Annotated in this window: 27 protein-coding genes and 2 pseudogenes; 20 read left to right on the top strand and 9 right to left on the bottom strand. The window is 56.2% G+C overall.

Translation table 11 applies throughout. The annotated features are described in order from the left end of the window. The first annotated feature begins 154 nt into the window (after window positions 1–154). The 3 genes from ACP7B7_RS27565 (at window position 155) to ACP7B7_RS27555 (ending at window position 2,225) form a co-directional block, all read left to right on the top strand. Window positions 155–667 (top strand): Dps family protein, encoded by a 513-nt coding sequence (locus ACP7B7_RS27565; protein ID WP_426078849.1) that lies wholly within the window; start codon window positions 155–157, stop codon window positions 665–667. 174 nt (window positions 668–841) lie between these two features. Beyond that, entirely contained in the window at window positions 842–1,264 is a 423-nt protein-coding gene (locus ACP7B7_RS27560) for an NfeD family protein (protein ID WP_426078848.1), read from the top strand. Window positions 1,265–1,280: 16 nt separating this feature from the next. Beyond that, a complete protein-coding gene (locus ACP7B7_RS27555; RefSeq protein WP_426078847.1) occupies window positions 1,281–2,225 on the top strand; it encodes an SPFH domain-containing protein in 945 nt (314 codons plus the stop codon). Window positions 2,226–2,532: 307 nt separating this feature from the next. On the opposite strand, the gene ACP7B7_RS27550 is transcribed toward ACP7B7_RS27555, so the two are convergent. After that, window positions 2,533–2,814 (bottom strand): hypothetical protein, encoded by a 282-nt coding sequence (locus ACP7B7_RS27550; protein ID WP_426078846.1) that lies wholly within the window; start codon window positions 2,812–2,814, stop codon window positions 2,533–2,535. Between ACP7B7_RS27550 and ACP7B7_RS27545 the strand changes: the two genes are divergently transcribed. Together ACP7B7_RS27545 and ACP7B7_RS27540 are read left to right on the top strand one after the other, a co-directional pair. Further along, a complete protein-coding gene (locus ACP7B7_RS27545; RefSeq protein ID WP_065305939.1) occupies window positions 2,813–3,121 on the top strand; it encodes an H-NS family nucleoid-associated regulatory protein in 309 nt (102 codons plus the stop codon). The two genes, ACP7B7_RS27550 and ACP7B7_RS27545, sit on opposite strands and share 2 nt — an antisense overlap. Before the next feature lie 28 nt (window positions 3,122–3,149). Further along, window positions 3,150–3,344 carry a hypothetical protein gene (locus ACP7B7_RS27540; protein ID WP_426078845.1) on the top strand — a complete coding sequence of 65 codons (195 nt, stop codon included), beginning with the start codon at window positions 3,150–3,152 and terminating at the stop codon, window positions 3,342–3,344. An 88-nt stretch (window positions 3,345–3,432) separates the two neighbouring features. Here ACP7B7_RS27540 and smpB read toward each other — a convergent pair whose 3' ends face one another. Beyond that, entirely contained in the window at window positions 3,433–3,882 is a 450-nt protein-coding gene (smpB, locus tag ACP7B7_RS27535; RefSeq protein ID WP_308920520.1) for an SsrA-binding protein SmpB, read from the bottom strand. 95 nt (window positions 3,883–3,977) lie between these two features. Between smpB and ACP7B7_RS27530 the strand changes: the two genes are divergently transcribed. Together ACP7B7_RS27530 and ACP7B7_RS27525 are read left to right on the top strand one after the other, a co-directional pair. Beyond that, window positions 3,978–4,415: a type II toxin-antitoxin system RatA family toxin gene (locus ACP7B7_RS27530; protein ID WP_308920521.1), complete on the top strand. Its 438-nt coding sequence runs from the start codon at window positions 3,978–3,980 to the stop codon at window positions 4,413–4,415. Continuing rightward, window positions 4,402–4,713 (top strand): RnfH family protein, encoded by a 312-nt coding sequence (locus ACP7B7_RS27525; RefSeq protein WP_426078844.1) that lies wholly within the window; start codon window positions 4,402–4,404, stop codon window positions 4,711–4,713. The genes ACP7B7_RS27530 and ACP7B7_RS27525 overlap by 14 nt, the downstream gene beginning before the upstream one ends. Here the strand turns inward: ACP7B7_RS27525 and ACP7B7_RS27520 are convergent. Beyond that, the gene (locus ACP7B7_RS27520; protein ID WP_426078843.1) at window positions 4,710–5,006 is read right to left on the bottom strand and encodes an addiction module antidote protein; all 297 of its coding nucleotides are present in this window, start codon (window positions 5,004–5,006) and stop codon (window positions 4,710–4,712) included. The genes ACP7B7_RS27525 and ACP7B7_RS27520 overlap by 4 nt on opposite strands. A 15-nt stretch (window positions 5,007–5,021) precedes the next feature. Continuing rightward, window positions 5,022–5,312, bottom strand: coding sequence for a type II toxin-antitoxin system RelE/ParE family toxin (locus tag ACP7B7_RS27515; RefSeq protein WP_426078842.1), 291 nt, complete (start codon window positions 5,310–5,312; stop codon window positions 5,022–5,024). A gap of 137 nt (window positions 5,313–5,449) precedes the next feature. Between ACP7B7_RS27515 and guaB the strand changes: the two genes are divergently transcribed. The 4 genes from guaB (at window position 5,450) to ACP7B7_RS27495 (ending at window position 10,185) form a co-directional block, all read left to right on the top strand. Continuing rightward, window positions 5,450–6,910: an IMP dehydrogenase gene (guaB, locus tag ACP7B7_RS27510; protein WP_426078841.1), complete on the top strand. Its 1,461-nt coding sequence runs from the start codon at window positions 5,450–5,452 to the stop codon at window positions 6,908–6,910. A gap of 67 nt (window positions 6,911–6,977) precedes the next feature. Continuing rightward, entirely contained in the window at window positions 6,978–8,588 is a 1,611-nt protein-coding gene (guaA, locus tag ACP7B7_RS27505; RefSeq protein ID WP_426078840.1) for a glutamine-hydrolyzing GMP synthase, read from the top strand. 222 nt (window positions 8,589–8,810) lie between these two features. Then, window positions 8,811–8,972 carry a hypothetical protein gene (locus ACP7B7_RS27500; RefSeq protein WP_426078839.1) on the top strand — a complete coding sequence of 54 codons (162 nt, stop codon included), beginning with the start codon at window positions 8,811–8,813 and terminating at the stop codon, window positions 8,970–8,972. Between the two features lie 22 nt (window positions 8,973–8,994). Then, on the top strand, window positions 8,995–10,185 hold the full coding sequence (locus ACP7B7_RS27495; protein ID WP_426078838.1) for a tyrosine-type recombinase/integrase: 1,191 nt from the start codon (window positions 8,995–8,997) through the stop codon (window positions 10,183–10,185). A gap of 23 nt (window positions 10,186–10,208) precedes the next feature. Here ACP7B7_RS27495 and ACP7B7_RS27490 read toward each other — a convergent pair whose 3' ends face one another. Then, window positions 10,209–10,469, bottom strand: coding sequence for a helix-turn-helix transcriptional regulator (locus tag ACP7B7_RS27490; protein WP_426078837.1), 261 nt, complete (start codon window positions 10,467–10,469; stop codon window positions 10,209–10,211). A 322-nt stretch (window positions 10,470–10,791) separates the two neighbouring features. On the opposite strand from ACP7B7_RS27490, the gene kleE reads away from it, so the two are divergent. Next, window positions 10,792–11,094: a KleE stable inheritance protein gene (gene kleE / locus ACP7B7_RS27485; protein WP_426078836.1), complete on the top strand. Its 303-nt coding sequence runs from the start codon at window positions 10,792–10,794 to the stop codon at window positions 11,092–11,094. After that, window positions 11,091–12,023, top strand: a complete 933-nt coding sequence (locus tag ACP7B7_RS27480) for a ParB/RepB/Spo0J family partition protein (RefSeq protein ID WP_426078835.1) — start codon at window positions 11,091–11,093, stop codon at window positions 12,021–12,023. The genes kleE and ACP7B7_RS27480 overlap by 4 nt, the downstream gene beginning before the upstream one ends. 318 nt (window positions 12,024–12,341) lie before the next feature. Here the strand turns inward: ACP7B7_RS27480 and ACP7B7_RS27475 are convergent, their stop codons facing one another. The 3 genes from ACP7B7_RS27475 to ACP7B7_RS27465 all read right to left on the bottom strand — a co-directional run bounded on the left by ACP7B7_RS27475 (window position 12,342) and on the right by ACP7B7_RS27465 (window position 14,672). Then, window positions 12,342–13,193, bottom strand: a complete 852-nt coding sequence (locus tag ACP7B7_RS27475) for a nucleotidyl transferase AbiEii/AbiGii toxin family protein (protein WP_426078834.1) — start codon at window positions 13,191–13,193, stop codon at window positions 12,342–12,344. Beyond that, entirely contained in the window at window positions 13,168–14,247 is a 1,080-nt protein-coding gene (locus ACP7B7_RS27470) for a type IV toxin-antitoxin system AbiEi family antitoxin (RefSeq protein WP_426078833.1), read from the bottom strand. Before ACP7B7_RS27470 ends, ACP7B7_RS27475 begins: the two co-directional genes overlap by 26 nt. 146 nt (window positions 14,248–14,393) lie before the next feature. Then, window positions 14,394–14,672: a nucleotidyl transferase AbiEii/AbiGii toxin family protein gene (locus tag ACP7B7_RS27465; RefSeq protein ID WP_426078832.1), complete on the bottom strand. Its 279-nt coding sequence runs from the start codon at window positions 14,670–14,672 to the stop codon at window positions 14,394–14,396. A 242-nt stretch (window positions 14,673–14,914) separates the two neighbouring features. On the opposite strand from ACP7B7_RS27465, the pseudogene tnpA reads away from it, so the two are divergent. From tnpA to ACP7B7_RS27435, 6 genes and pseudogenes are all read left to right on the top strand, one after another. Beyond that, a pseudogene (gene tnpA, locus ACP7B7_RS27460) lies at window positions 14,915–15,106 on the top strand (IS66 family insertion sequence element accessory protein TnpA); the annotation flags it as partial. Beyond that, window positions 15,085–16,266, top strand: a pseudogene (gene tnpC, locus ACP7B7_RS27455) (IS66 family transposase); the annotation flags it as partial. The pseudogenes tnpA and tnpC, both read left to right, overlap by 22 nt. A gap of 912 nt (window positions 16,267–17,178) precedes the next feature. Next, complete coding sequence (locus tag ACP7B7_RS27450) at window positions 17,179–17,703, top strand: hypothetical protein (RefSeq protein WP_426078831.1); 525 nt, start codon at window positions 17,179–17,181, stop codon at window positions 17,701–17,703. 73 nt (window positions 17,704–17,776) lie between these two features. Next, a complete protein-coding gene (locus ACP7B7_RS27445; RefSeq protein ID WP_426078830.1) occupies window positions 17,777–18,475 on the top strand; it encodes a hypothetical protein in 699 nt (232 codons plus the stop codon). 472 nt (window positions 18,476–18,947) lie between these two features. Next, a complete protein-coding gene (locus tag ACP7B7_RS27440) occupies window positions 18,948–20,660 on the top strand; it encodes a hypothetical protein (RefSeq protein ID WP_426078829.1) in 1,713 nt (570 codons plus the stop codon). Next, complete coding sequence (locus ACP7B7_RS27435; protein WP_426078828.1) at window positions 20,650–21,510, top strand: hypothetical protein; 861 nt, start codon at window positions 20,650–20,652, stop codon at window positions 21,508–21,510. The genes ACP7B7_RS27440 and ACP7B7_RS27435 overlap by 11 nt, the downstream gene beginning before the upstream one ends. A 345-nt stretch (window positions 21,511–21,855) precedes the next feature. Here the strand turns inward: ACP7B7_RS27435 and ACP7B7_RS27430 are convergent, their stop codons facing one another. Next, complete coding sequence (locus ACP7B7_RS27430) at window positions 21,856–22,560, bottom strand: DUF6088 family protein (RefSeq protein ID WP_426078827.1); 705 nt, start codon at window positions 22,558–22,560, stop codon at window positions 21,856–21,858. 260 nt (window positions 22,561–22,820) lie between these two features. Between ACP7B7_RS27430 and ACP7B7_RS27425 the strand changes: the two genes are divergently transcribed. Beyond that, window positions 22,821–23,492: a DNA-binding protein gene (locus ACP7B7_RS27425; RefSeq protein WP_426078826.1), complete on the top strand. Its 672-nt coding sequence runs from the start codon at window positions 22,821–22,823 to the stop codon at window positions 23,490–23,492. The last annotated feature ends 30 nt before the right edge of the window (window positions 23,493–23,522 follow it).

Here is a 23,522-nt window from a genome sequence, read left to right as displayed (position 1 = left end):
ATGCGACCTTGGACAGCAACGCGCTTCAATAGTGCCCGCGGGAGAGGTAAGCAGAATGTGCCGCCCTAGTTTTTTTTGGCCCGCACGTCACCCAGTGATGAGATAGCGCAAGATTTGCTAAAATGGTTTTACTTTCACACAGACAGGAGTTGATATGGCAAGCAAGAAACCAACTGTAAATCCGAAAACTGGCTCGGCAAAAATCGATATCGGGATTTCCGAATCGGACCGCGCGAAGATCGCGGCAGGCTTGTCGGGCCTGCTGGCCGACAGCTATACCCTGTACCTGATGACGCATAATTTCCATTGGAACGTCAAGGGGCCGATGTTCAATACCCTGCACCTGATGTTCATGACGCAGTACACCGAACAGTGGGGCGCGCTGGACCTGATCGCCGAACGTATCCGTGCGCTGGGCTACCCTGCGCCCGGTACCTACAAGCAGTTCGTCGAGCTGGCCTCGATCAAGGAAATCGAAGGCGTGCCACCGGCACTGGAAATGGTGCGCCATCTGGTGTCTGCCCAAGAGGCGACTGCCCGCACGGCGCGCGCGCTGTTCCCGCTGCTGGAAAAAGCCAATGACCAGCCGACCGCCGATCTGATCACGCAGCGCCTCGACCTGCATGAAAAAACCGCGTGGATGTTGCGCAGCCTGCTCGAAGAATAATAGCCTTAAAGGAATGAAAATCCGACTCACCTATTGACGTGAGCCGGAATTGCTTTAGACTGTTACTTATAGGTATACAGGCAAGAATAAATATCTGGCAATATTGTGAAAACCCCCGTTACCTATATCGGTCACGGGGGTTTTTTTCTTAACGGCTGACATAAAGGAAAAATCATGGCCGATTGGACAGGCTGGTTTATCGCAGGTGGGCTGGTATTGATCCTGGAATTATTCAGCGGAACCTTTTATTTGCTGATGATCGCCATCGGCATGAGTGCCGGTGCGCTGGCCGCATTGGCGGGCGCAAATGGACCGCTGCAGGGCTTGTGTGCGGCCGTGGTGGGCGTGGCGGCTACCTTGTTATTGCGCCGCAGCCGCAGCCGCTTCGGCAAGGCGGCGCGCCGCGATGCGGCCCAGGATCCGAATGTCAACCTCGATATCGGTCAAAGCGTGGCGGTGGCGCATTGGGTCGATGGCGTAGCGCGCGTAATGTATCGCGGCGCTTTATGGGATGTGGAATTAATGCCGGGCAGCGATACGCAAGCAGGGCAGTACACCATACGTGCCGTGCGCGGCAGCCGTTTGATTGTTGGATAACACTGGAGAGTAAACTATGGAAATTAGCATCGGGAGCGTGTCGCTGATCTTGTTATTGCTGGCGCTGGTATTTGTCTTCAAGACCGTCAATGTGGTGCCGCAGCAGCATGCCTGGGTAGTGGAACGGCTGGGGAAATTTCACGCGGTACTGGGGCCTGGCCTGAATATCGTGGTGCCGTTTGTCGACCGTATCGCCTACAAGCATGTGCTCAAGGAGATTCCGCTCGATGTGCCACCGCAGGTGTGCATCACGCGCGACAATACGCAGCTGCAAGTCGACGGCATTCTGTACTTCCAGATTACCGATGCGATGCGCGCGTCGTATGGTTCATCCAATTACATCGCCGCCATTACCCAATTGGCGCAAACCACCCTGCGTTCCGTGATCGGCAAGATGGAGCTCGATAAAACCTTTGAAGAGCGTGACCACATCAATACCGCCATCGTCAACGCCATCGATGAATCGGCGGCCAACTGGGGCGTCAAGGTATTGCGCTATGAAATCAAGGATTTGACGCCGCCCAAGGAAATCCTGCATGCCATGCAGGCGCAGATTACGGCCGAACGTGAAAAGCGCGCGCTGATCGCCGCCTCGGAAGGACGCAAGCAGGAGCAGATCAATATCGCCAGCGGCGAGCGCGAAGCGGCGATTGCCCGCTCGGAAGGTGAAAAGCAGGCCTCGATCAACCGCGCCGAAGGGCAGGCCACCGCCATCGTGGCGCTGGCGCAGGCCAATGCCGAAGCGCTGCGCCAGGTGGGCGCCGCCATCAGGGAGCCGGGCGGCGAGGACGCTGTCAACTTGAAAGTGGCGGAGCAGTATGTGGGCGCCTTTGCGCAACTGGCCAAAACCAATAACTCGATTATCGTGCCAGCCAATCTGGGCGAGATGAGCAGCTTGATCGCTACCGCCATGCAAGTGGTGAAAACGCAAAAGCCGAAAGGCGCAGTAGCGCTCCCCTGAGTAATCACTAGTTATTCAATAGTAACTGTCGCCCGCTTTTGCGGGCGTTTTTGCTTCTGCTGTATTGTGGGTGGATACCGCCTGCGGGAGTCGTCACGCCAGTTTGCTACAATCACGCCTTATTTGAATCAAGGCGGTTGACGCCTGGTTTGAAATGATGTGTAGCGTGCAGCGTGTATTCTCTTTTTCGATTAAAGTGTGCGTCATTGCCGGTGGCGGCGATGCACGGAGATGGTGCGGTGAGGTTGCCATTTACGCAGTGGCCGTAAATTCAACATGCATTTTTATAAATTATCTTTTATGATGGCTATAAATTGCAATGAATCAAAAAGTACTTCAAAATTAATGGCACCATGGGGATTGCCGCATCGGGGATAGTGGGCGATGCCGGCATCTTTGCAGGAATGGGATGCTCAATGCCGGGCGGCAGTGTTTTGTGTTTGCCACAGATGTCATGATAATGACGCCGCCGGATGAAAATAATTGCAAAAAACTTTAAATTTTCAAAAAAAATCTCCGCAAGCGCGTTACAATTGGATAGAATTCGCGTATTCAGCACTCTTTTCAACTCATACAAAGGAAATATCATGGATCTGTCCAGTTTATCCCTGTCGGAACTGCGCACGCTGCAAGACGACATCAAGAAGCAGATGAAAAAACGCGAACACGACGATCTGTCGAAAGCGCGCGAGCAAATCCTGGCCATTGCGCAAAGCGTGGGCGTGTCCGTCAAAGACCTGGTGGGTACGGGTATTCGTGCAAAAACCGGTACGGTAGCCGTGCGTTATCGCAATCCTGACGATGCATCGCAACAATGGACTGGCCGTGGCCGTCAACCGAAATGGGTCAAGGAATGGACCGATTCGGGTAAGTCGCGTGATCTGCTGAAGGTGTAATTACCTTTCATTCGGATGCTTGTGCTGTGTGAATCTCGTCATACTGGCCAAACAGCTTGCAAGCATCCGGAAGTTTTTATCTGCCGTAAGCGGTCGTTTTTCAGGTCAAGCATTCCCCGTCATTATCTCTCTTGCCATTCTGGCATCCTGCGTGAATAGCGCCGGATTATCATCTTTTTTCCTTGCCTTTTTTATCCTGCTGATGCCGCCGATTTGGGCATGATGGCGCATGACGCATGACGCATGACGCATGACGCAGGCAAAATAAAACCCGGCGCATGGCCGGGTTGGTGGAGTGGGGCGCTTGCCGATCAACGGCGATTGGTTTTCATCGCCGCCTGCACTTCGCGCGCGCCATCGCGGTCGCGTTCGGCCGCCCGCTTGTCGTGCTGTTTCTTGCCCTTGGCCAGGCCGATTTCGCATTTCACGCGGCCGCCCTTGTAATGCAGGTTGAGTGGTACCAGGGTGAAGCCTGAGCGCTCGACCTTGCCGATCAGTTTGTCCATTTCCGCGCGGTGCAGCAGCAGCTTGCGCGTGCGCACGGCTTCCGGGTGGATATGGGTGGAAGCGGTCGGCAGGGCGCTGATATGCGCGCCGAACAGGAATAGTTCGGTACCGCGGACAACCACGTAGGCTTCCTTGATTTGTACGCGGGCGTCGCGAATGGCCTTGACTTCCCAGCCTTCGAGCACGATGCCGGCTTCGTAGCGATCCTCGATGAAGTAGTCGTGGAATGCTTTTCTATTGTCTGCTATGGTCATGAGAATGGTAAATGTGCGCGGGTCGGTTAAACTACTGTCTCGCGCAAGCGCGATAAAATCCAAGTGTATCCAACATCATAGCAAATGGTTCTTCAATGGCAGTAGTACATAAATCAGTTTTTCTCGGCTACAGCGCCGAACAAATGTTCGCGCTGGTGGCGGCGGTGGAAGATTATCCCAAATTCCTGCCCTGGTGCGGCGCGGTCGAGATACGCGAACGCGGCGACAACACCGTCGTTGCCAGCGTGGGCATACAGTACCACGGCGTACGCCAAAGCTTCACCACGTCCAACGAGAACGTGCCTTTCAGCTCCATCAAGATGAAGCTGGTGGACGGTCCTTTCAAGACCCTCGATGGCGTCTGGACCTTCAAGGCCTTGCGCGAAGACGCCTGCAAGATCGAGCTGGACTTGCGCTACGAGTTTTCCAGCCGCGTGCTCGAACAGATCATCGGCCCGGTGTTCGGCATGATCGCCAACAGCATGGTCGATTCCTTCTGCAAGCGCGCCGAGACGGTCTATGGCGGCGCCTGACGCGACCGAAGTACAGGTCGAGGTGCAGGTCTGCTACGCTCTGCCCGATGCCGCCTTCCTGCGCACCCTGAGCTTGCCTGCCGGCAGCACCTTGCGCCAGGCGCTCGAGCAGAGCGGCTTGCTGCAGCAGCACCCCGAGATCGACCTGGCCATCAATCTGGTCGGTATCCACGGCAAGAAAAAGACGCTCGATACGGTCTTGCGGCAGCAGGACCGGGTGGAAGTCTACCGGCCCCTGCAGGCGGATCCGAAAGAGGCGCGCCGGCGCCGTGCCGGGAGCAAGGGCGCCAAGGCTTAGCTGGCAAGCGTGCTGGCGCGTAGCTGCAAGCCCAGCGCACGCGTCACTTTCAAAATGGTCGCAAAGCTCGGGTTGCCTTCGCCGGACAGCGCCTTGTACAGGCTCTCGCGGCCCAGGCCGGTGTCCCTGGCCAGCTGCGTCATGCCGCGCGCCTTGGCAATATTGCCGAGCGCCTTGGCGATAAAGGCCGCGTCATCGCCGGCTTCTTCGAGACAGGCTTCGAAGTAGGCCAGCATGTCTTCTTCCGTCTTCAGATATTGCGCGCTATCCCATTTGCTCAGTTTTTGTGTCATGACAATCTCTGCCCCTTAAAGTTCTCGCGCCAGCCGCAGCGCCGTCCTGATGTCTTTCGGCTGGCTCGATTTGTCGCCTCCTGCCAGCAGGATGACGATTTCCATGCCGCGCTGGGTGAAGTAGACCCGGTATCCCGGACCGCAATCGATGCGCATTTCCGATACACCCTCGCCGACAGGTTTGCAGTCGCCAAAGTTGCCGTCCTCAATGCGGTCGATACGGGCCTGGATGCGGAAAAAAGCCTGCCGGTCTTTCAGCCTGCCGAACCAGTGATCAAAGGTCGCCGTGGTCAGGATGCTTTTCATATTGAGTGTATTATTTGGGATACGAAAAGGCAAGCGAATCAAGCAAATATGAACAGTGTAGTCAGGGTCTTTGCAAAGGTTCAGGACAAGAAGCAAGATTTTCCGTATAATCTGCTTTTGCGCCAATAGGAAATGCTATGCGTCTACTTCAAAAAGCACTCACATTCGATGACGTGCTGCTCGTCCCAGCCTACTCCAACGTTCTGCCCGCCGATACGTCCCTCAAAACTCGCTTGACCCGCAATATCACCTTGAATATTCCCTTGCTGTCCGCAGCCATGGATACGGTGACCGAAGCCCGTCTGGCGATCGCGATGGCGCAGGAAGGCGGCATCGGTATTATCCACAAGAACTTGAACCCGAAAGACCAGGCACGCGAAGTAGCCCGCGTCAAGCGTTTCGAAGCAGGTGTATTGCGCGATCCGATCACGATTCCTCCGGAAATGAAAATCCGCGACGTGATCGCCCTGACCGAACAGTATGGCATCAGCGGTTTCCCTGTCGTCGAAGGCAAGACCGTGGTCGGCATCATCACCAATCGCGATTTGCGCTTTGAACAGGAACTGGACGCCGAAGCACGCGCCAAGATGACCCCGCGCGAAAAACTCGTATATGTGAACGAGGAAGCAGACACGGCCGAAGCCAAGCGCCTGATGAACAAGCACCGCCTCGAGCGCGTGCTGGTCGTCAACGACGCGTTCGAACTGCGTGGCCTGATCACCGTCAAGGATATCCAGAAATCGACCTCGCACCCGTTCGCGTCGAAAGACAGCCAGGGCAAGCTGCTGGTCGGCGCCGCCGTCGGCGTGGGCGCCAAGGATGAAGAGCGGATCGACCTGCTGGTCGCCGCCGGTGTCGACGTGCTGGTGGTCGATACCGCCCACGGCCACTCGCAAGGCATCCTGGACCGCGTAAAGTGGATCAAGACCAAGTACCCGCAAGTTGAAGTTATCGGCGGCAATATCGCCACGGCAGCGGCCGCCAAGGCGCTGGTCGAGTACGGCGCTGACGCCGTCAAGGTCGGCATCGGCCCAGGCTCGATCTGCACCACGCGCATCGTCGCCGGTGTCGGCGTGCCGCAAATTACCGCCATCTCGAACGTGGCCGAAGCACTGGCCGGCACGGGCGTGCCATGTATCGCCGACGGCGGCATCCGCTTCTCGGGCGATATCTCGAAAGCACTGGCCGCTGGCGCCTCGACCGTCATGATGGGTTCGATGTTTGCCGGTACCGAAGAAGCCCCGGGCGAAGTGATCCTGTACCAGGGCCGTTCGTACAAATCGTACCGCGGCATGGGTTCGCTGGGCGCGATGTCGGACGGCTCGGCTGACCGCTACTTCCAGGACGCCACCATGAAGGCCGACAAGTTCGTGCCTGAAGGTATCGAAGGCCGCGTCGCCTACAAGGGCAGCGTGCTGGCGATCATCTTCCAGCTGGTGGGCGGCGTGCGTCAATCGATGGGCTACTGCGGTTGCGCCACCATCGACGAGCTGCGCGAGAAAGCGGAATTCGTGGAAATCACCTCGGCCGGCATGCGCGAATCGCATGTCCATGATGTGCAGATCACGAAAGAAGCGCCAAATTACCGTTCCGAGTAAATAGCGACAATCAGACCGGCGCCTAGTGCGCCGGTCTTGCAATTGAACCCAGATAAAGTCCTCCATCATGCACTCTAAAATCCTCATTCTCGATTTCGGCTCCCAAGTCACCCAGCTGATCGCCCGCCGCGTGCGCGATTCCGGCGTGTTCTCCGAAGTCTACCCATACGACGTCAGCGAAGAATTCGTACGCAACTATGGCGCCGCCGGCGTGATCCTGTCGGGCAGCCACAATTCCACCCTGGAAGGCGACTCGCCGCGCGCGCCGCAAGCCGTGTTCGAGCTGGGCGTGCCGGTACTCGGTATCTGCTATGGCATGCAGACCATGGCGGCCCAGTTGGGCGGCAAGGTTGAAAACGGCCTGGTGCGTGAATTCGGCTACGCCGAAGTGCGCGCCCGCAGCCACACCAAATTGTTGAACGGCATCGCCGACTTCGTCACCGACGAAGGCCACGGCATGCTGAAAGTGTGGATGAGCCACGGCGACAAAGTGCTGGAAATGCCGCAAGGCTTCAAGCTGATGGGCAACACCCCGAGCTGCCCGATCGCCGCCATGGCCGACGAAGAGCGCCAGTTCTACGGTGTGCAGTTCCACCCGGAAGTGACGCACACGGTGCAGGGCAAGGCCATGATCGGCCGTTTCGTGCATGAAATCTGCGGCTGCAAATCGGACTGGAACATGCCCGACTATATCAGCGAAGCGGTCGAAAAAATCCGCGCGCAAGTCGGCACCGACGACGTCATCCTGGGCCTGTCCGGCGGCGTCGATTCGTCCGTCGCTGCCGCGCTGATCCACCGCGCCATCGGCGACCAGCTGACCTGCGTATTCGTCGACCATGGCCTGCTGCGCCTGGACGAAGGCAAGATGGTGATGGACATGTTCGCTAAGAACCTGGGCGTGAAAGTCATCCGCGTCGATGCGGAAGACCAGTTCATGGGCCACCTGGCCGGCGTCTCCGATCCCGAGCAGAAGCGCAAGATCATCGGCCGCGAATTCGTCGAAGTGTTCCAGGTCGAGTCCGCCAAGCTGGTCAACGCCAAATGGCTGGCGCAAGGCACGATTTACCCGGACGTGATCGAGTCGGCCGGCAAAGGTAAAAAGGGCCAGACCATCAAGAGCCACCACAACGTGGGCGGCCTGCCGGACACGATGAAGCTCAAACTGCTGGAGCCGTTGCGCGAACTGTTCAAGGACGAAGTGCGCAAACTGGGCGTCGCCCTGGGCCTGCCGCACGACATGGTCTACCGCCACCCGTTCCCGGGCCCGGGCCTGGGCGTGCGCATCCTGGGCGAAGTCAAGAAAGACTACGCCGACCTGCTGCGCCGCGCCGACGCCATCTTCATCGAAGAGCTGCGCAACACGCCATACGAGCCGGTCGTGGTGCCAGGCTTCGACCAGGACAGCGTGCCGACCAACTGGTACGAAGCGACCAGCCAGGCCTTTGCGGTCTTCCTGCCGGTCAAATCGGTCGGCGTGATGGGCGACGGCCGCACCTACGAATGGGTAGTGGCCCTGCGGGCAGTGCAAACGCAAGACTTCATGACGGCGCACTGGGCGCACCTGCCGCACGCGCTGCTGGGCAAGGTATCGAACCGCATCATCAACGAAGTGCGCGGCATCAACCGCGTGGTCTACGATATTTCGGGCAAGCCGCCGGCGACGATCGAGTGGGAGTGATCTCCCGTCCGGCAGCCGCTGGCAAAGCCGGGTAGGACGATCAAGACAAACCCCTGATTTTTCAGGGGTTTTTTCATTGTGGGACGCATTGTCAGGCAACCTCAGGTAAAGCCGAGCAGGTTCTTTTGATGGTACTCAAGATGGTATGGCGTTCTTGGGATGATGCTATGGAGATACGTATACCATCAGGCGCGGTTGGGCCTTGATGGTATACGTGATGGTATGCAGCGCGATAAGTCCTTGTTTTTATTGGTTTTTCCAAGTCTGGAAAACGCCGGAATCGTTGATGGTACTTTTGCCGGCTTCAGTGCTATTCATGCAATGGAAACAGCGTCTAAAATCGCATGCAAGTTACTGATTTTATTGATTGTTTCTTTGGTGTGATGGTATACGTTTGGAGGCAAATATGCTGACAGATGCAAAGCTCAAAAATATCAAGGGGACCGGGCAGCCCTACAAGGTGGCGGACCGGGACGGACTGTATGCGATGGTGGCGGCGTCCGGCAGCATTTCCTTCCGCTATAACTATCGTGTTAACGGACGCCAGGAGACCGTCACGCTGGGCCGGTATGGCGTGGGTGGCATGAGCTTGCGTGAAGCGCGCGAAGCGCTTGCCGAGGCGCGCAAGGCCGTCGCCGCAGGCGTGTCGCCGGCGCGCACGAAGGAAGAGAGCGTCCGGCGGCGCAAGGCACAGGAACCGTTTTCTGTCTGGGCCGAACGCTGGCTCGACAAATACAAGATGGCAGAATCAACGCGCGCCATGCGCCGCTGGACATATGAGCGAGACCTGAAAAAAGCGTTTGGCTCCTTGCTGCTATCCGAAATCAGCGATCAGATGCTGCGCGAACTGTGCGACCGCATCGTTGCACGTCAGGCGCCGGCGGTGGCGGTGCACGCGCGCGAGATCGTGATGATGGTCTTCAGGTATGCCGAAGCGCGCGGGGAAAAGCATCCTAACCCGGCCGATCGCGTGCCGCCATCGTCGATCGCAACCTTCGAGCCGCGTGACCGCACCTTAATGCCGGCGGAAATCAAATTGTTCTACAAGTATCTGGACCGGACCCAGTGCGCCGCCACGGTACGCCTGGCGTGCAAGATGCTGCTGCTGACCTTGGTACGCAAATCGGAACTAACCGACGCCACCTGGTCGGAGATCGACTTCGAGCATGCGCTATGGACGATCCCCGGCGCGCGCATGAAAAGACGAAATCCCCATAACGTCTATCTGTCGCGCCAGGCCATGGATATGCTGGTGGCGTTCAAAACCTGCGCCGGCGGGTCCCGCTATGTGCTGCCGTCCAGGTACGATCCTGAGCGGCCGATGAATGGCGCGACCCTGAACGCGGTGCTGGTTTCCGTGGTCAAGAATGCCGCCGATGACGGCTGCACGCTGGATGGCTTTTCGCCGCATGACTTGCGCCGCACCGCCTCGACTCTGCTGCACGAGGCGGGCTACAACACGGACTGGATCGAGAAATGCCTGGCGCACGAACAGAAGGGCGTCAGGGCCGTGTATAACAAGGCGGAATACGCGGAGCAGCGGCGCGGCATGCTGCAGGAATGGGCAGACATGATCGATGGGTGGACCGCCAGCTAGTGTCCGCGTGCCGACGCGGCCGGCTAGGACGTGCTTTTTTTCGCACCCGGAGCGCACCCTGGCAAGGCTGCGCTTTGCTGCGCGGCGATCCACGCATCGACCTCGGCCAGGTCCCACGCGACAAGGCGCGACGTGATAGTAAAGCGCTTGGGGAAGCCGCCGCGTTTTTCCATATCCAGTATCGTGCGCTCGCAGAGCGGCACCTTCTGCAGCAACTGGCGGCGCTTGATCAAGACCCGGCCTGGCACCAGCAGGTCGGTAGTAGTGAGTGGACGAATGCCCATGATGGAAGGCCTCCTTGGGTCAGCGTGAATCCAGTCTGGTAGCAATCATTATTTCGAATTCCTGAGCCCAGTATCCGATGGCTGAAACGGCGTTTCAATCGGATTTCTCGTGCGATGCCGATTGGATCAATGCGGCGTGCATGTCTGCGTGGCGTGTGCACGCAAGGAGCGCTCAAACCGGATTTTAGCTGCTAAAAATTGCTTCGATAGCGGAACGCTAGTTTGCTTTGCATCAAAGCCGCAGACAGCTGGCGGGGCGACGATGGCAGTGTCGGCGTATCAGCTGCACGGTGCAGCAGGCCAGACGCGAAAGAGTCAAAACATGGCAGACATCATCCAGTTTCCATCCGTTCCAGGCAACGAGAAATCGCCGACGCCATCGTTGAATCCCGCCGGGCTGCCAGCAAGGCCCGGCCTGCGTAAAATCCTGTGGGTCATCGTCGTGCTGTGCTGGCCAGCGCTGCGCTTCATCATGGCGTGCGATGTGCTGTTCCAGCTGCTGCGCGCGCTGGTGCTGTGGGATACGCCCGGTACGCATGCCGGTTTGGCGTTGCTGCTGCACTTTGCCGTCTTTTGCCACCTGACCTGGTTCGTCGCGTATGGCGATCCGGATGCGCCGCGATGAAAAAGGTTGGCGCGCAGCTGAAGCAGGGCAGTGGACCCGAGATGGAAGGGCGGCCGCTGGCGCTGCCGCTCGACCATATCGAAGAAGATCCCGGGCAGCCGCGCTCGGCCGCGAATCCTGGCTTTACGGCGCACAGCCTGGCCGAACTCGCTGCCTCGATTCGCCTGCGCGGCGTCAAGACGCCGATCTCGGTGCGCCACCATCCCGACAGGCCCGGGCGCTACATCATCAATCATGGCGCGCGACGCTACCGTGCCTCGCGGCTGGCGCAGCTGGCGACTATTCCCGGTTTCATTGACGACGACTATAGCGCGACCGACCAGGTGGTGGAAAACCTGCAGCGCAACGAGCTGACGGCGCGGGAGATCGCCAACTACATCGGCCGCGAACTGTCGAAAGGGCTCAAGCGGGGGCAGATCGCCAGCAATATCAGCAAATCGCCAGCCTTCGTCACGCAGCACGCGGCCCTGCTGGACTTGCCCGAGCCGGTCGCTTTGGCGTTCAACCAGGGCAGGGTGCGCGACGTGACCACCGTGAATGAACTGGTGACCGCCTACAAGGCGCAGCCTGTAGCGGTGACGGCCTGGCTGGGCGAGGGCGAGCCGGAGATCACGCGCGGCGCCGTCAAGTTGCTGCGCGCCTTCTTGGGCGAGAAATTTGGTCAGGAGGAGCCGGTTGTTGAAGAGGGCAGAGCAGGTCCAGCGCAGCAGGATGCCGCAACTGTTGATGCCGCTCCCAGTGACACGGGCCACCGCCGCTGGCGCTGTGGCGGCGTCGTGGTGCTGCACCAGCAGCGCGAGGGCATCCTGCTGCTAGGACGCCGCCCAAGTGGGGAGGGGCGGGCATGGATACGCCATGTGGATGGCGTCGAGGTGGAAATTGCGCTTGCTGAGGTTCAACCTCTGAGGCTGCTAGGCGCTGGCGAATGATGGCTTGATCTGGCGAGTACGTCTAATAAAACAGGTTGATTGTTTTGAAATAAACAACTTCACCACCGAGTTCTGCCAGCACGAATCGTCGGTCAACCAGCGCGACTTGCGCGCCTTCACCGCCAGCGTCTAGATGTCGGCTGTCTTGCGGCCAGTGGAATTGGCGTCCTCCGGACGGCGGCGATGCAGCGCGAAGCCGTTAGTGTTCCGGTGCACGTTCTTCCCCCAGTCACGGCCCCACCTAGAGAACACAAGCCAATGCGGGTCCACCGAGTTTGGCCCCGGCATCTGGGCCACCAGAGGGGTAAGCCTGGCTTGCTATTGCACCAACGATTTTTCTAAAAGTCGCAGGCGAGACTCGACGCGTTCCTCGACATTATCTAGATGGCGATTGGCCCTGATCATTTCATTGGAAAGCCGATCAAAGTCTTGCCGGACAATTCGCCGTAGCACTTCCAGTGTTTCAGCGCTTGCCACTCGGCAGATGTCTTTGCCAAGCAAATAAACACCGGCCAAATCCGGATCAGCCTCCCCGGCCTCAATCACGCCTTCTTCGTCGTAGACACGTTCGAAGTTACCGGCTGCGGCGTAACTGTCCATCAGGTGGATCAGATCATGAGCGTCTTTAGGATTTTCCCGTCCCCGGTCTGACCAGGCGATGAGTTTCAATACTGCGAGGCCAGCGAGCGAAACGACCTTTCCGTCAAAATCGTCGGCAAACTTCACGTGTTCTGCGGCAGCCAACACGTCGTCATAGCCTGCGACGCTCATGACGACCGCCATGTCTGGTGGCCAGGCGATTTCTCCCGCACCTTCTGCAATGGCACCAAAGGGTACCAGATCCAGTGGATAGCGGAGATCACCGTCTCGACCGGTGAAGTACAGACGTTGCTGTGCCGTGCCCTGTTCCTTGAAGGTTCCTCGCGCCAGAAGCCTGGTGCGCAGCGCATGGAACTGCTGCCAGTCTTTGACGGCAACAGCAAAGTCCACGTCGTAGGTTGCGCGCCTGGCGACAATGCCGAACACATGGTTCAAGAGGATATCTCTTGCTGTTGCCCCGACCAGCATGTAGTCGAGTCCCTCATCCGATGCATCGGCTGCGACGGCACGCAGGATGTCGATAATGGTGGGATCGACCGGGCGGTCATCCCTGATCAAACGTGGGGTCAATGCACTTCTCCTTGATCATAGTGGCTACTTCGTCCGAGCGCGGATCCATTAACGCCATTAGCTCAGCGTAGACTAGCAACGGTGGAGCGAGGCAGACTTCTGTGTCGCATTTTGTCTGCCAAAATTTTTCCAATATTTCGATGTTGCCATTGGGATCAGGCTTGATTCGATGCTGTTTGACCAATACCTTGATGACGTTATCCATGTCTCCTTGGTCAACGTAAAGGGTTTGCGTCGATGGCTTGAGGTATCCGGTCATTTTACAAGCGGCCACCTCAGAACTCCACGCGTAATGGAAAGCGTCCAGTTGCACTGACTGCCACCAATCAGGGTCCGGTGCGCTGAAACGTCTGAGGTGCAGTTTGGTGCGCAATGTGGTGGGGAAGTTGATCGCCCACTCGGCAATCAGGCGTTCTGGCTCGAGCAGTTTTCTGCGCCCGGCAGCGCTGGACTTGATCAAGTAGCCCCGGCGCTGTAAATCGTCCAGCACGTTGTAGGCAGTGCCCAGTGACACTCCGGCGGTGCTTGCGATATGTTTGAGTGGTGAGTTGAGGAGGACGGGGTGCGAAAGCAGCGCAAACACGGCCCGCAATGCTGCTGAATTCGTGAGTCCTTTAGGTTCGCCATCGGTTGGGAGAGCAAGGCTGCGTTTTTCCCCCGTTATCAAGATAAAGAGACCAGGTGCACGCAAATACGCATTGCCTGACAGATCGACAAACTGCAGGTCTATCTTCCTGCAATGTTCGACGAGTTCCCTGCTAAGGTATGGCGTGATCAGAAAACCTTCGTCTCCGAGCCGTTCCAATTGCTTCTGTACTTTGTTGAGCTGCTCTTTACGATCGATGGATGATTTACATTCGATAAAATAACGATGGGTTCCGTTGGGATGCTGCAGCTTGACTGCGCCATCGGCCTCCTGCTGACCTGGCATGACAGGCTTAAGCGTGACGAGAGTCCCTGCGATTGCCGTTCTTTCTTGCAGTATTCGTAAAGCATGCGAGATAAGTGCCTCCTCCGCATTAACGGACGCTAGAGCGAATTCGTTTTCAACCATTTTCTCTCTCCCACATTATTCACGGAGTGTGAACGCTCATGATAGTCATAACTCAAAAAATATTCAATTATTTTTCATTTTCACGGATCGTGAATAGGGAAAAATTTTGAAAATTTCGGATTTCTTCGATTCCTCAAAATGCCAAACTATTGGATAAGGACGGTGGCCGCCGGATAGGCGGCCCGAATGGCGTCTAGGCGGACGCGGCGCTTTTTACCGCTCAGCGCGTCAAGGTCGGCAACTTCTGCAGGATAGCCCAGGTCGTCGCGGAACACCGTGATGTCAATATCTTCGGAAAACCGCGTGATCAGGCCGAACGCCATGGACAGCAAGGTGCCACCCTTGAAAAGCAGACGGGGCCGGCCAGGCGCCAGGCCATTGAACAGCGCATCCAAGGTCCAGCAGACCCAGAAGTCTTTTTCCACGTTCTGAACCGCCGTACCCAGGCGGCGGCCGCGCTGAGAAACAGGTCGCGCCGGTCAACCTCGCTGGCGTTGATGATGGTGTGAAACGCCGGGTTCAAAGCGGGTCTCCCTATGTATAACGGCTCGCGTTTGAAAACGGTCGGGCTCGCATTTGACGCTGATTTCGGCTCGAATTAACGTAAGCGGCTAACCGGCCCACCTATGAATTCGTAATCGGCCTCGTCACACTGGCACTTTCGGTTATGTCGGGAAGACAGATAGTGGTGAATTCAGAACGAGTCAAGGTCTGGCAAGAACGCCTGGGGCAATGGCGAGCGAGTGGCTTGTCGCAGTGCGCGTTCGCGCTCCAACACGACATCCCCTTTCGGCAGGTCGGTTACTGGGCTCGGCGGCTACCGGCTGTACAAATGGCGCCAGCGCTGCTGCCGGTGCGGGTGGTGTCGGCAGTGGCGACAGCAGCGCCGCTCAATCTACACAGCGAGCAAGGCTGGACGTGGAGCCGACGCGCTTCTTCGTGCACCGCCACATCCGGCCGCAGTACGCGTGCCGTCCGTGCCAGACGGTGACGGCGGCGGCTATCCCGCCGGCCGTCATCGACGGCGGCATGGCCGCCGTCGGCCTGCTGGCCTGGATCTCGGCCTGCAAATACCTCGACCATCTGCCGCTGTACCGGATCGAACAGATCGCCGCCCGCCAGGGCGTGCCGCTGGCCCGCTCGACGCTGGCCGGGTGGATCGGGCGCATCGGCGTGGCGCTGCAGCCGCTGGCCGACCGGCTGGCCGAACTGCTGCGGCAACATGACTGCCTACATGCCCATGAAACGCCGGTGCGCCAGCTTGACCCTGGCAGCGGCAAGACACGCCTACCTGTGGGCTTATCGATCCGGCGTCCATGACGATGGCCCACCTCTCGTCGTCTTCGACTACCAGATCAGCCGCGCCGACGCCCACGCGCGCGCCTTCCTGCATGGCTGGCGCGGCCACCTGATGGTGGACGATTACGCCGGCTACAAGGCCCTGTTCGCCGACGGCCCGACCGAACTGGCCTGCCTGGCCCATATCCGGCGCAAGTTCTTCGACGTGCACGCCGCCAGCGGCAGCCCCGTCGCCGAGGAGGCGCTGCGCCGCATCGCGGCGCTGTACGCGATCGAGCAGCAAGGCGCGGGACGCGATTCGCCGCAACGCCTGGCGTTGCGCCAGGACTTGGCCATGCCGGCGCAGGCCGAAATGCACGCATGGCTACAACGACCCAGCGCGCCGTTGCCGCCGGCAGCGGCACGGCCAAGGCCGTCGATCACGCGCTCAAGCGCTGGGCGGCGCTGCAGCGCTATGCGGCCTCGGGCACGCTGCCGATCGACAACAATCCCGTCGAGAACGCCATTCGTCTCATCGCCATCGGCAAGAAGAACTGGTTGTTCACCGGTTCGGAGCGGGCCGGTCGGCGCGCCGCCGCCATCCAGAGCCTGTTTGCCACCGCCAAGCTTAATGGGCTTGATCCGGCGCGCTGGCTGGCCACCGTCTTGGAACGTCTCCCGACGTGCCCCAACAGCCAGATCGACTCGCTGTTGCCATTCCCCGACTTTACCCAACGCTGAACACGCTGTACAGGTGGGGCTGCTGGTCGCTTACAAATAGACGGCGCCGGCTCGCGATCTATGGCCGCCAGCTCACGCTAACTGCAAATACCGGAAGGTCCTGGATATCGTCTCGTTGGGGTCTAGACAATCGGGCGACGATGTCTCAAATGTACCGTATCAACCCATGTGAAATGCGACCAGCGTTTCGATGGCAGTGCCTCGCACGGGTGTACCTGTAGGGTACAATCGCCTAACAGCAACTTCCGCTTTCGGTCTATGCCGTGTTAAAACTCAAATATAGCTGCACGCGGTCGAACTGTACCCGACTGCTGCCGTATTACGGATTGACCAGGCTACACGGGGACTGTTTGTATTTTTTCGACTCAGCGGCCGGCTCGGTAAGGCAAGCGCTCCAAACGCGCGTCGTAGAGCCAGTATAAGGGCATATGCCCGGACCGCCTCCATCATGCCAGCGACCCCAAGCAGCGTTATTAAGCCCTTTGGTCAGGAAGTGCGTCGCCCCCATCCACGACTTGATGGTCCCGAAGGGGACGCTCGACCGAACAGCGCCTGATTCGCATGGCGTCCGCACTTTGTTCAAGCCGCATCTGCATGTCGTCTGTTGTGGGTCGCGCTGGATTTTCCATCTGACAACCTGCTATGCTTGTCCGAACGGCCGGGTTCGGACAGAATGAGACAGTCGCCGCGTTGATTACATTGTCATTCGACTGTCTGGTTTGCTTCAGAAAAGCCGTCATAGATAATGTGAAGCTTCCGTCCGCAGCCAACGCATAAATGAATTTTATTGCATGCAAGAGGCCTGGGTCATTGATCTCAAGAGGGACCGGTGTAGTTCTTCAGAATAATGCAATTTGGTATGATGGCGGCCAAAGGCAAACACCTATCGAATGAGAAACCGGGAGGCAACATATGTTTTTGAAAAATGCAGAGGGTAGCTATGAGCCAGCTTTCTTCATCATCCGGATCGAATCGGACGAGCAACCGGAGCAACTTGCAAAGCAACACGAGGCCACGTTTATCCATGAATATCTTCATCTTTTGCAGGATCTTGTTATGCCATACTGCATGCGAGAGAACATGGTTTTACTCGAAATTTTTCGTGCGCAGATCAATCATGCGAGAGAGACGAGGGAGATGCACTTGCCCAGCAACTTCACAAATAAGGACGTGCTCGAGCTAAAAAGAACCAGCGAATTTACTTGGGGAAGCCGTGATTTTCATACGGAAGTTATATCGATCGACGGAATTCGTCTTGAGGAGGAGGTTAGTGAGAGCTATGGGTACAAGCTCTATAGGTACTTTTTATCCGGTAGCGGGGTCCATGAGTATCACTTTGGGGCGCGTGACCTGCTCGAGTACATTGCGTCAAAGATAGAGACCCATCATTTTCCCGATGTGCCTCCCCCCCCCCGACCTGCCATATCGATCTGTTGATTTAGTTCTTGCGTTTAAAGGCTTGGCACATCTTAGCAACATAAAAAGAATTGCGTTGGCCGAATACTGCCTTATGAACGATAATCCGGCACATCGCCTTATGATGGTAATCGAAGACATCAAAAGCGGCTTTTTCAAAGGCGCAGAATTCAATGACGACGATACATTCATCGAGCTTCTGTTCAATTATCAATGGGTTGCGGTTAGCCGTCCTTACGAATCTATGGCGAATAAGCTTAAGCGCCGCTATGGAGCGCTTCGCGCGTCACTGCAGCACCAGTTCCCCGAAACCAGTTCTCCGTTAATCCACGCTTGGCTCGGTGAGGCTTTAGACTACGCTCAGAGGAAGATCGGAGGATTTAGTCTCTTTTCTACTTTCTATGCGATGAGCACAGAGCGTTTCAAGGGAAAGCTCAGCTCAGTGATCTCGAATTTGGGGATACCACTTATCGTCAACAAGAATGGAGAGTTGGGCAGCTCCCTTGGCGATGAATCTTCAAAGTCGGAATTCATCCAGCTTTTGCTCGCCTATCAATTCTCCGAATACGTTAAAAGTGACGAGATAGCTTGCCCGATGTATTCGACTTGCAAGCAAGACAACCCCGAGCTTATTGACGAAGTTGATTGCAACGAAGGTCCGTTTCGTCGAGCTTCGGACGAAGAGCTCTGTCCCTTTGGATTATTCGTAAAGAAGATGGGCCTATCTACTGTGAAATGGTACAAAGAAGACCGATTGCTTTCTGGCTTTCGATCGTCATCAAGACCGTTCTGATTGATGTCCTATTTTGCTAGTCGGTACTGCAACTTAATAATTGTTCAAACCCAAAAACGATCGATCACTTCGACGGTTGGACCGACTGCTTTTCTCTAAAGCCGGCCCTTGACACATCGAGACTATCAAAGACCGCTTCGGGGCCAATGCAGCCTGCCGATGCAGCCGTTAGATTTTCACCCTGGAAACCTGCTATGCTGAGCCGAACGGCCGGGTTCGGCCAGAAGTGGACATGCCGAATGCAATTTCTCGCCATAAAAATGTTCTATGAGACTGCTGACAAGACTAATAGCGATTCAATCTCAACCTTATGGCAACCTCGTGAAAGAAAGTACAATCAACGGCTCGCAGAAATCGCAAGTGGCAAACTGTCAAATTTTCGGCATCATTTTGGGTGCTAGAAGGCGAGCCGCCCTCGCGGGTAAGCGCTAGACCAATATCATCTCAAAATTAACTACACGGAAGGTGAGTCTTGAAAGTATTTTTTTACTCTGGCACTGATTGGAGCAAAACTCCGCAGGCGAAAAAAACAGAAAAAACGCTGCTAGCCCTCTCTTATAATAACTGGGATGACTATTCGGTACGCACCACTCTGAATGCGGTATTTTATTTCGAGGGGAAGCAAATTTTTGATTTCAATCTCAAGCTTTTAATTGAGAACGATACCAACTCACCAGTTAAACTCAACCACCTTCGCGAAGAAGGCTGGGACGGCTATTTCCCGATACCAAAGACAAACTACGTGTCTGTCCCAAGCGACATTGAATTTTATGACGCACTGATTACTAAACTGGGTATGCACGACGCTAGGGAAGCCTTGGTGTTGATTCGAGATGCAGGCTATCTTGTAAACATTGCTCAGGACAAGGCTGCAAAAGAACTTACGGAGAATGAAAATTTCTCTATATCACCACTGCGGGAAGCCGGTGCACGAAAATCTTTCTCTGATGGCTGGAAATCTTTCTCTGGAAATTCTCAGTCAATCGGAGATTTTACATTGAATTTGCCAAGTCGCGGCGCAGAGAGTGTGACTTCAATCAAGTTCAGATTCAACTCCGATACTCTTCCGTACGATATCAACGTTCTGATCGGTCCGAATGGCGTCGGTAAATCCCATACACTGAAAAGCTTGGTTGCTTACTGGCTAGGGATGGATATTGGATCGCAAACGCAACTTAATAAATCCAAGCATCAGCCGTTTGATATCTACCCGAATATTTCACGCCTGATTTTGATGTCTTATAGCCCATTCGAAGATTTTGTATTAGACCTATCAGATACCAAACTGAAGGATAAAACTGCTTATAGGTACTTCGGTTTCAGGAGAGGGTCAATGTCCGCATCAGGAAGGCGGCAAAGTTCCATCAGCCGAAACCAGCCCGCAAGCGATTCAGTCGAGTCGATGTTCAAAGCTTTGGCTGACGACGATGCGTACGAATTCCTTAATAGTTGGACATCTAAGGCGGATACCATTCTGGATGTATTGAAACCAGCGCTAAAATTTGAAAAGCTTGTAGTCGAGATCAACCCCAAGGCAGAGCTTACTTCTTCCCTTGAATCTCTTGTGATCGAAGGTGGCGATGGAAAAAAATATATCGAGCTGACGCCAGGCACACATCCAAAATTCCTCAAGCTTAAAGAAGATATTTTCAATGTAATTAATGTTAAGGCAGGTGTTGTATTTCTTGTGGGAAATGAAAAACTCGACCTAAGCTCCGGCCAGCGTCTCTTTGTCTATATGGTGATCAATATTGTCGGACAGATTAAAGCTGAGAGCTTGATCGTCGTAGACGAACCAGAGCTCTTCCTTCACCCCACATTTGAGGTCGAATTCATCGCGCTCCTCAAAAAAGTCTTGGCTGCCTTTAATTCCAAAGCAATTCTTGCGACACACTCTCTTGCCGTCGCACGTGAAATTCCAGCGAATTGCATGCATGTTTATCGTATTGGGCAGCACGGAGTAGAGATTGATCATCCGCCATTTGAGACATTCGGTGGTAACATGCAGCGAATTTCATCCTATGTCTTCGGAGACAGTAAAGTAACAAAGCCTTTTGCGCAGTGGATAGAAAGCGCTATTGAAGAAGTTGGCGGACCCCAAAAACTTTTGACGAAGCTCAAAGATGAGCTAAACGAAGAAATGACCATTAAAATTCTTAACTCGGGCGTATCTAATGGTCACTAAAATTCCGAAGCCTGATGACGACAGTATCGAGATCTTGAATCTTGTGCTAGGTGAGCGAGTCAAGTTCAAGAAATTCTATGGTCGAATCACCAAAGATTTGACTGCACGATACCGCCAGTACGATGTCCAAAAAGGTTGCCCAACCGGTATGCCACCATTGATGCTAAGAAATTATGTCGAGACTGACAACGAAGCCATTGACCGAAAAAAATCATTGATCGGATTGTACAATCCAGAGACCGATAAATACCCATTCAATGAGCTAGAGAAGCTGAGGAAAAAAAATAAACTTCTAGCCTGCCCTGTATGCGGTGAGCTCGGAAGACCGAGAACACTCGATCATTGCTTGCCGAAAACAACATACCCGGAGTTCGCCATACATCTACTTAACCTCGTACCCGCCTGTGATTGGTGTCAAGGTGAGAAACTTACGGACTACAAAAACGCAGCGGGTGCGAGGAGCTTCTTGCACCCGTACTACGATGAGGTCAATCAGGCTCTCTATACAATACGACTACAAGCACCCTACCTTACTCCAGTGATCTCTTTTGAAATACGAAACAACCTTCCAGAAGAGCTGAAAGAACTCGTAGCCTCTCATTTGAAAGGAATTGATTTTTGGGAGCGATTCAAGGAGTACTTTGAGAATAGCTACCAAAATATTATCCATATAGCGAGCGATACTCGAGCGGCTGGTATTATCACAGTGACTACAGCCATTCAAAGCGCATATTCGCTGGAAGCTGGCAAAGGTATCAACAGCTGGGACGCTGTCGTATATCGTTCATTATTAGAGGATCCCGCTGTGATGGATTTTCTTGAGCGCGGCGTACTCTCAGATTTTCCGTAATCAGCTCGATGGTTGTGAAACCATCTCATCACAACACTGCGAAGGTCCGCTTCGGGGCTATTGTGTTGAAGAAGTCGAACGGCAACAATTTCGGGAGGTCTCAGACCACCAAGCACTCGGTGATCGTTCAATGGCGGCGTCTCTGGCCAGTCTAGGCTGGCAGGATTTCTATCTAAACGTAAACGTACCCGTGTTTTTCAACACAATAGGGCGTAAGCGGTCGTTCAACCCGTCGGCTTCACTTGCAGTTAGCGCGAGCACGGCCATATCTTCACTCGCAGTTAATTCGAGCCGGAAAACGCGTCGAATGCGAGCTTGGCCGTTTTCAAACGCGAGCCGCTACACCTATGGGGTCGTGTGCAGTCCAGTGCTGGCGGTCTTTCCATGCACAGAGGGCATATGCGGTGTTTTCGATACCTGCTGTGGATCGCAGCTGGGCAGTTCGCGCACCAGGCTTTGCATCCATGCGGGTAGCATGCCGAAGCCATCGAGTAGATCCTGACGGATCGCGGCACCATGTGCGGGGTCGGCCAGGATCTTGCCGAGCTTGTTGATGATGGCGGCCCGGTCCGACGGCAAGGTATCTTTCAGCCAGTGCAGGGCTTGCACCACGCGCATGGCCGGACGCCCGGCCCAGTAAAGCCGGCTGGGCGCCGTGTGCTTGAATTCAATGATCATGTTGTCGAGTTGAATTGTGCGGCGGCGCGTGTCGGTATGGATGGTGACGCGGGCCGGCACCGCATCGGTCAGGCCAAGATCGTTGGCGGCCGTCATTCCATCAACCAGCAGGCGCAATTGATCCCTGCGTGCAATCGCCTCAGTGACCGCACGGTAGTCCGGCACGGTGAGCCGCTGGGTCAGCCCGCTGAGCCGGGGCCGGTCGTAAAGGCCCCGGTCGATGCGGCGCAACTCTCCGGCCAGCACCATGCGCTGCAAGGTTTTGTCGATGGCGTCTCGCTTGCCTAGCTGGCTGAAATCCGTGGGCACCCACACCTGTCCCGGCGCTGATGCCTCGACCATGGCGGCGATGCAGGCTTTGAGTTCGGACATGCTTACCTCCTGTACGATATTTATAGTTTTTTTTCGGACAATGAGCAAGAAATGTCCGAAAAATGTAGTTTTATTTCGGACAAAAAATGCACTGCGCAGCCGCTGACATACAGTCAGCTGAGTGCGGGGCGCTCCTGTCTTGCGCCGTAGGCGATGCGCGCAGCTTTTCGCCCCCTGATACCGAACCTTTGCCGCAGATCAAAACCGATAGGAATAATAGGAATAATATTATTCCTACATGTTAATTCACGGAGGCGCTCATGACCTTATCTCCAGAAGTCTATGAACGTATCTCCACGGCGGCGGACGCGCTGCACGCTCAAGGCGGTGGGCAGGCGTTTCCTACCGTGGATGCGGTGCGCAAGGCGGCCAGGGTCAGCATGAACGACGCCAGCGCGGGTATGCGCGAATGGCGCCGTTCGCATACGGTGCAGGCCGGCATGGCCGCCACCAGTGTGCCGGACAAGATCCGCGGCGCGGGGTTGGCGGCCCTGGCCGGCGTCTGGAACGAGGCGCAAGCGCTGGCGGGCGAGTCGCTGCGCCTGGCGCACATGGCTTGGGAGGCCGAACGCGGCGAAGCGGAAACGCTGGCGCGGCAGATGGCCGACGCCTATGAAGCGGTACTGGCTGAACTGCAGGCATGCCAAGGCCAGCTGGCCAGCACGCAAGGCGAGGTGCGGGACCTGGTGCAGCAGAAAGAAACGATGGCAACCACCCTTGCGGAAGCGCAGGCCGCTGCCGCGCTGGCGGCCGCACGCGCGCAGGAGATTGAGCGCCGCGCCCTGGAATTACGCGCTGAACTGGACCATGCCCATCAGGCGACGGCCCAGGCCAGGGCTGAGCTGGCGCAGGCTCACGTGACCAGCCGCAATGAAATGAACGCCGCCAAGGCTGAGGCGGCGGCACTCGCCCGGCAGGGAGCACGCAAGTAGCAGCATCCGCTTGGAAAGGCCGACCCGGCC

Origin of the sequence: Janthinobacterium sp. PSPC3-1, assembly GCF_049896105.1 — a bacterium.
Lineage (GTDB): Bacteria > Pseudomonadota > Gammaproteobacteria > Burkholderiales > Burkholderiaceae_D > Janthinobacterium.
This window is presented reverse-complemented; position numbering and strand designations above follow the sequence as displayed.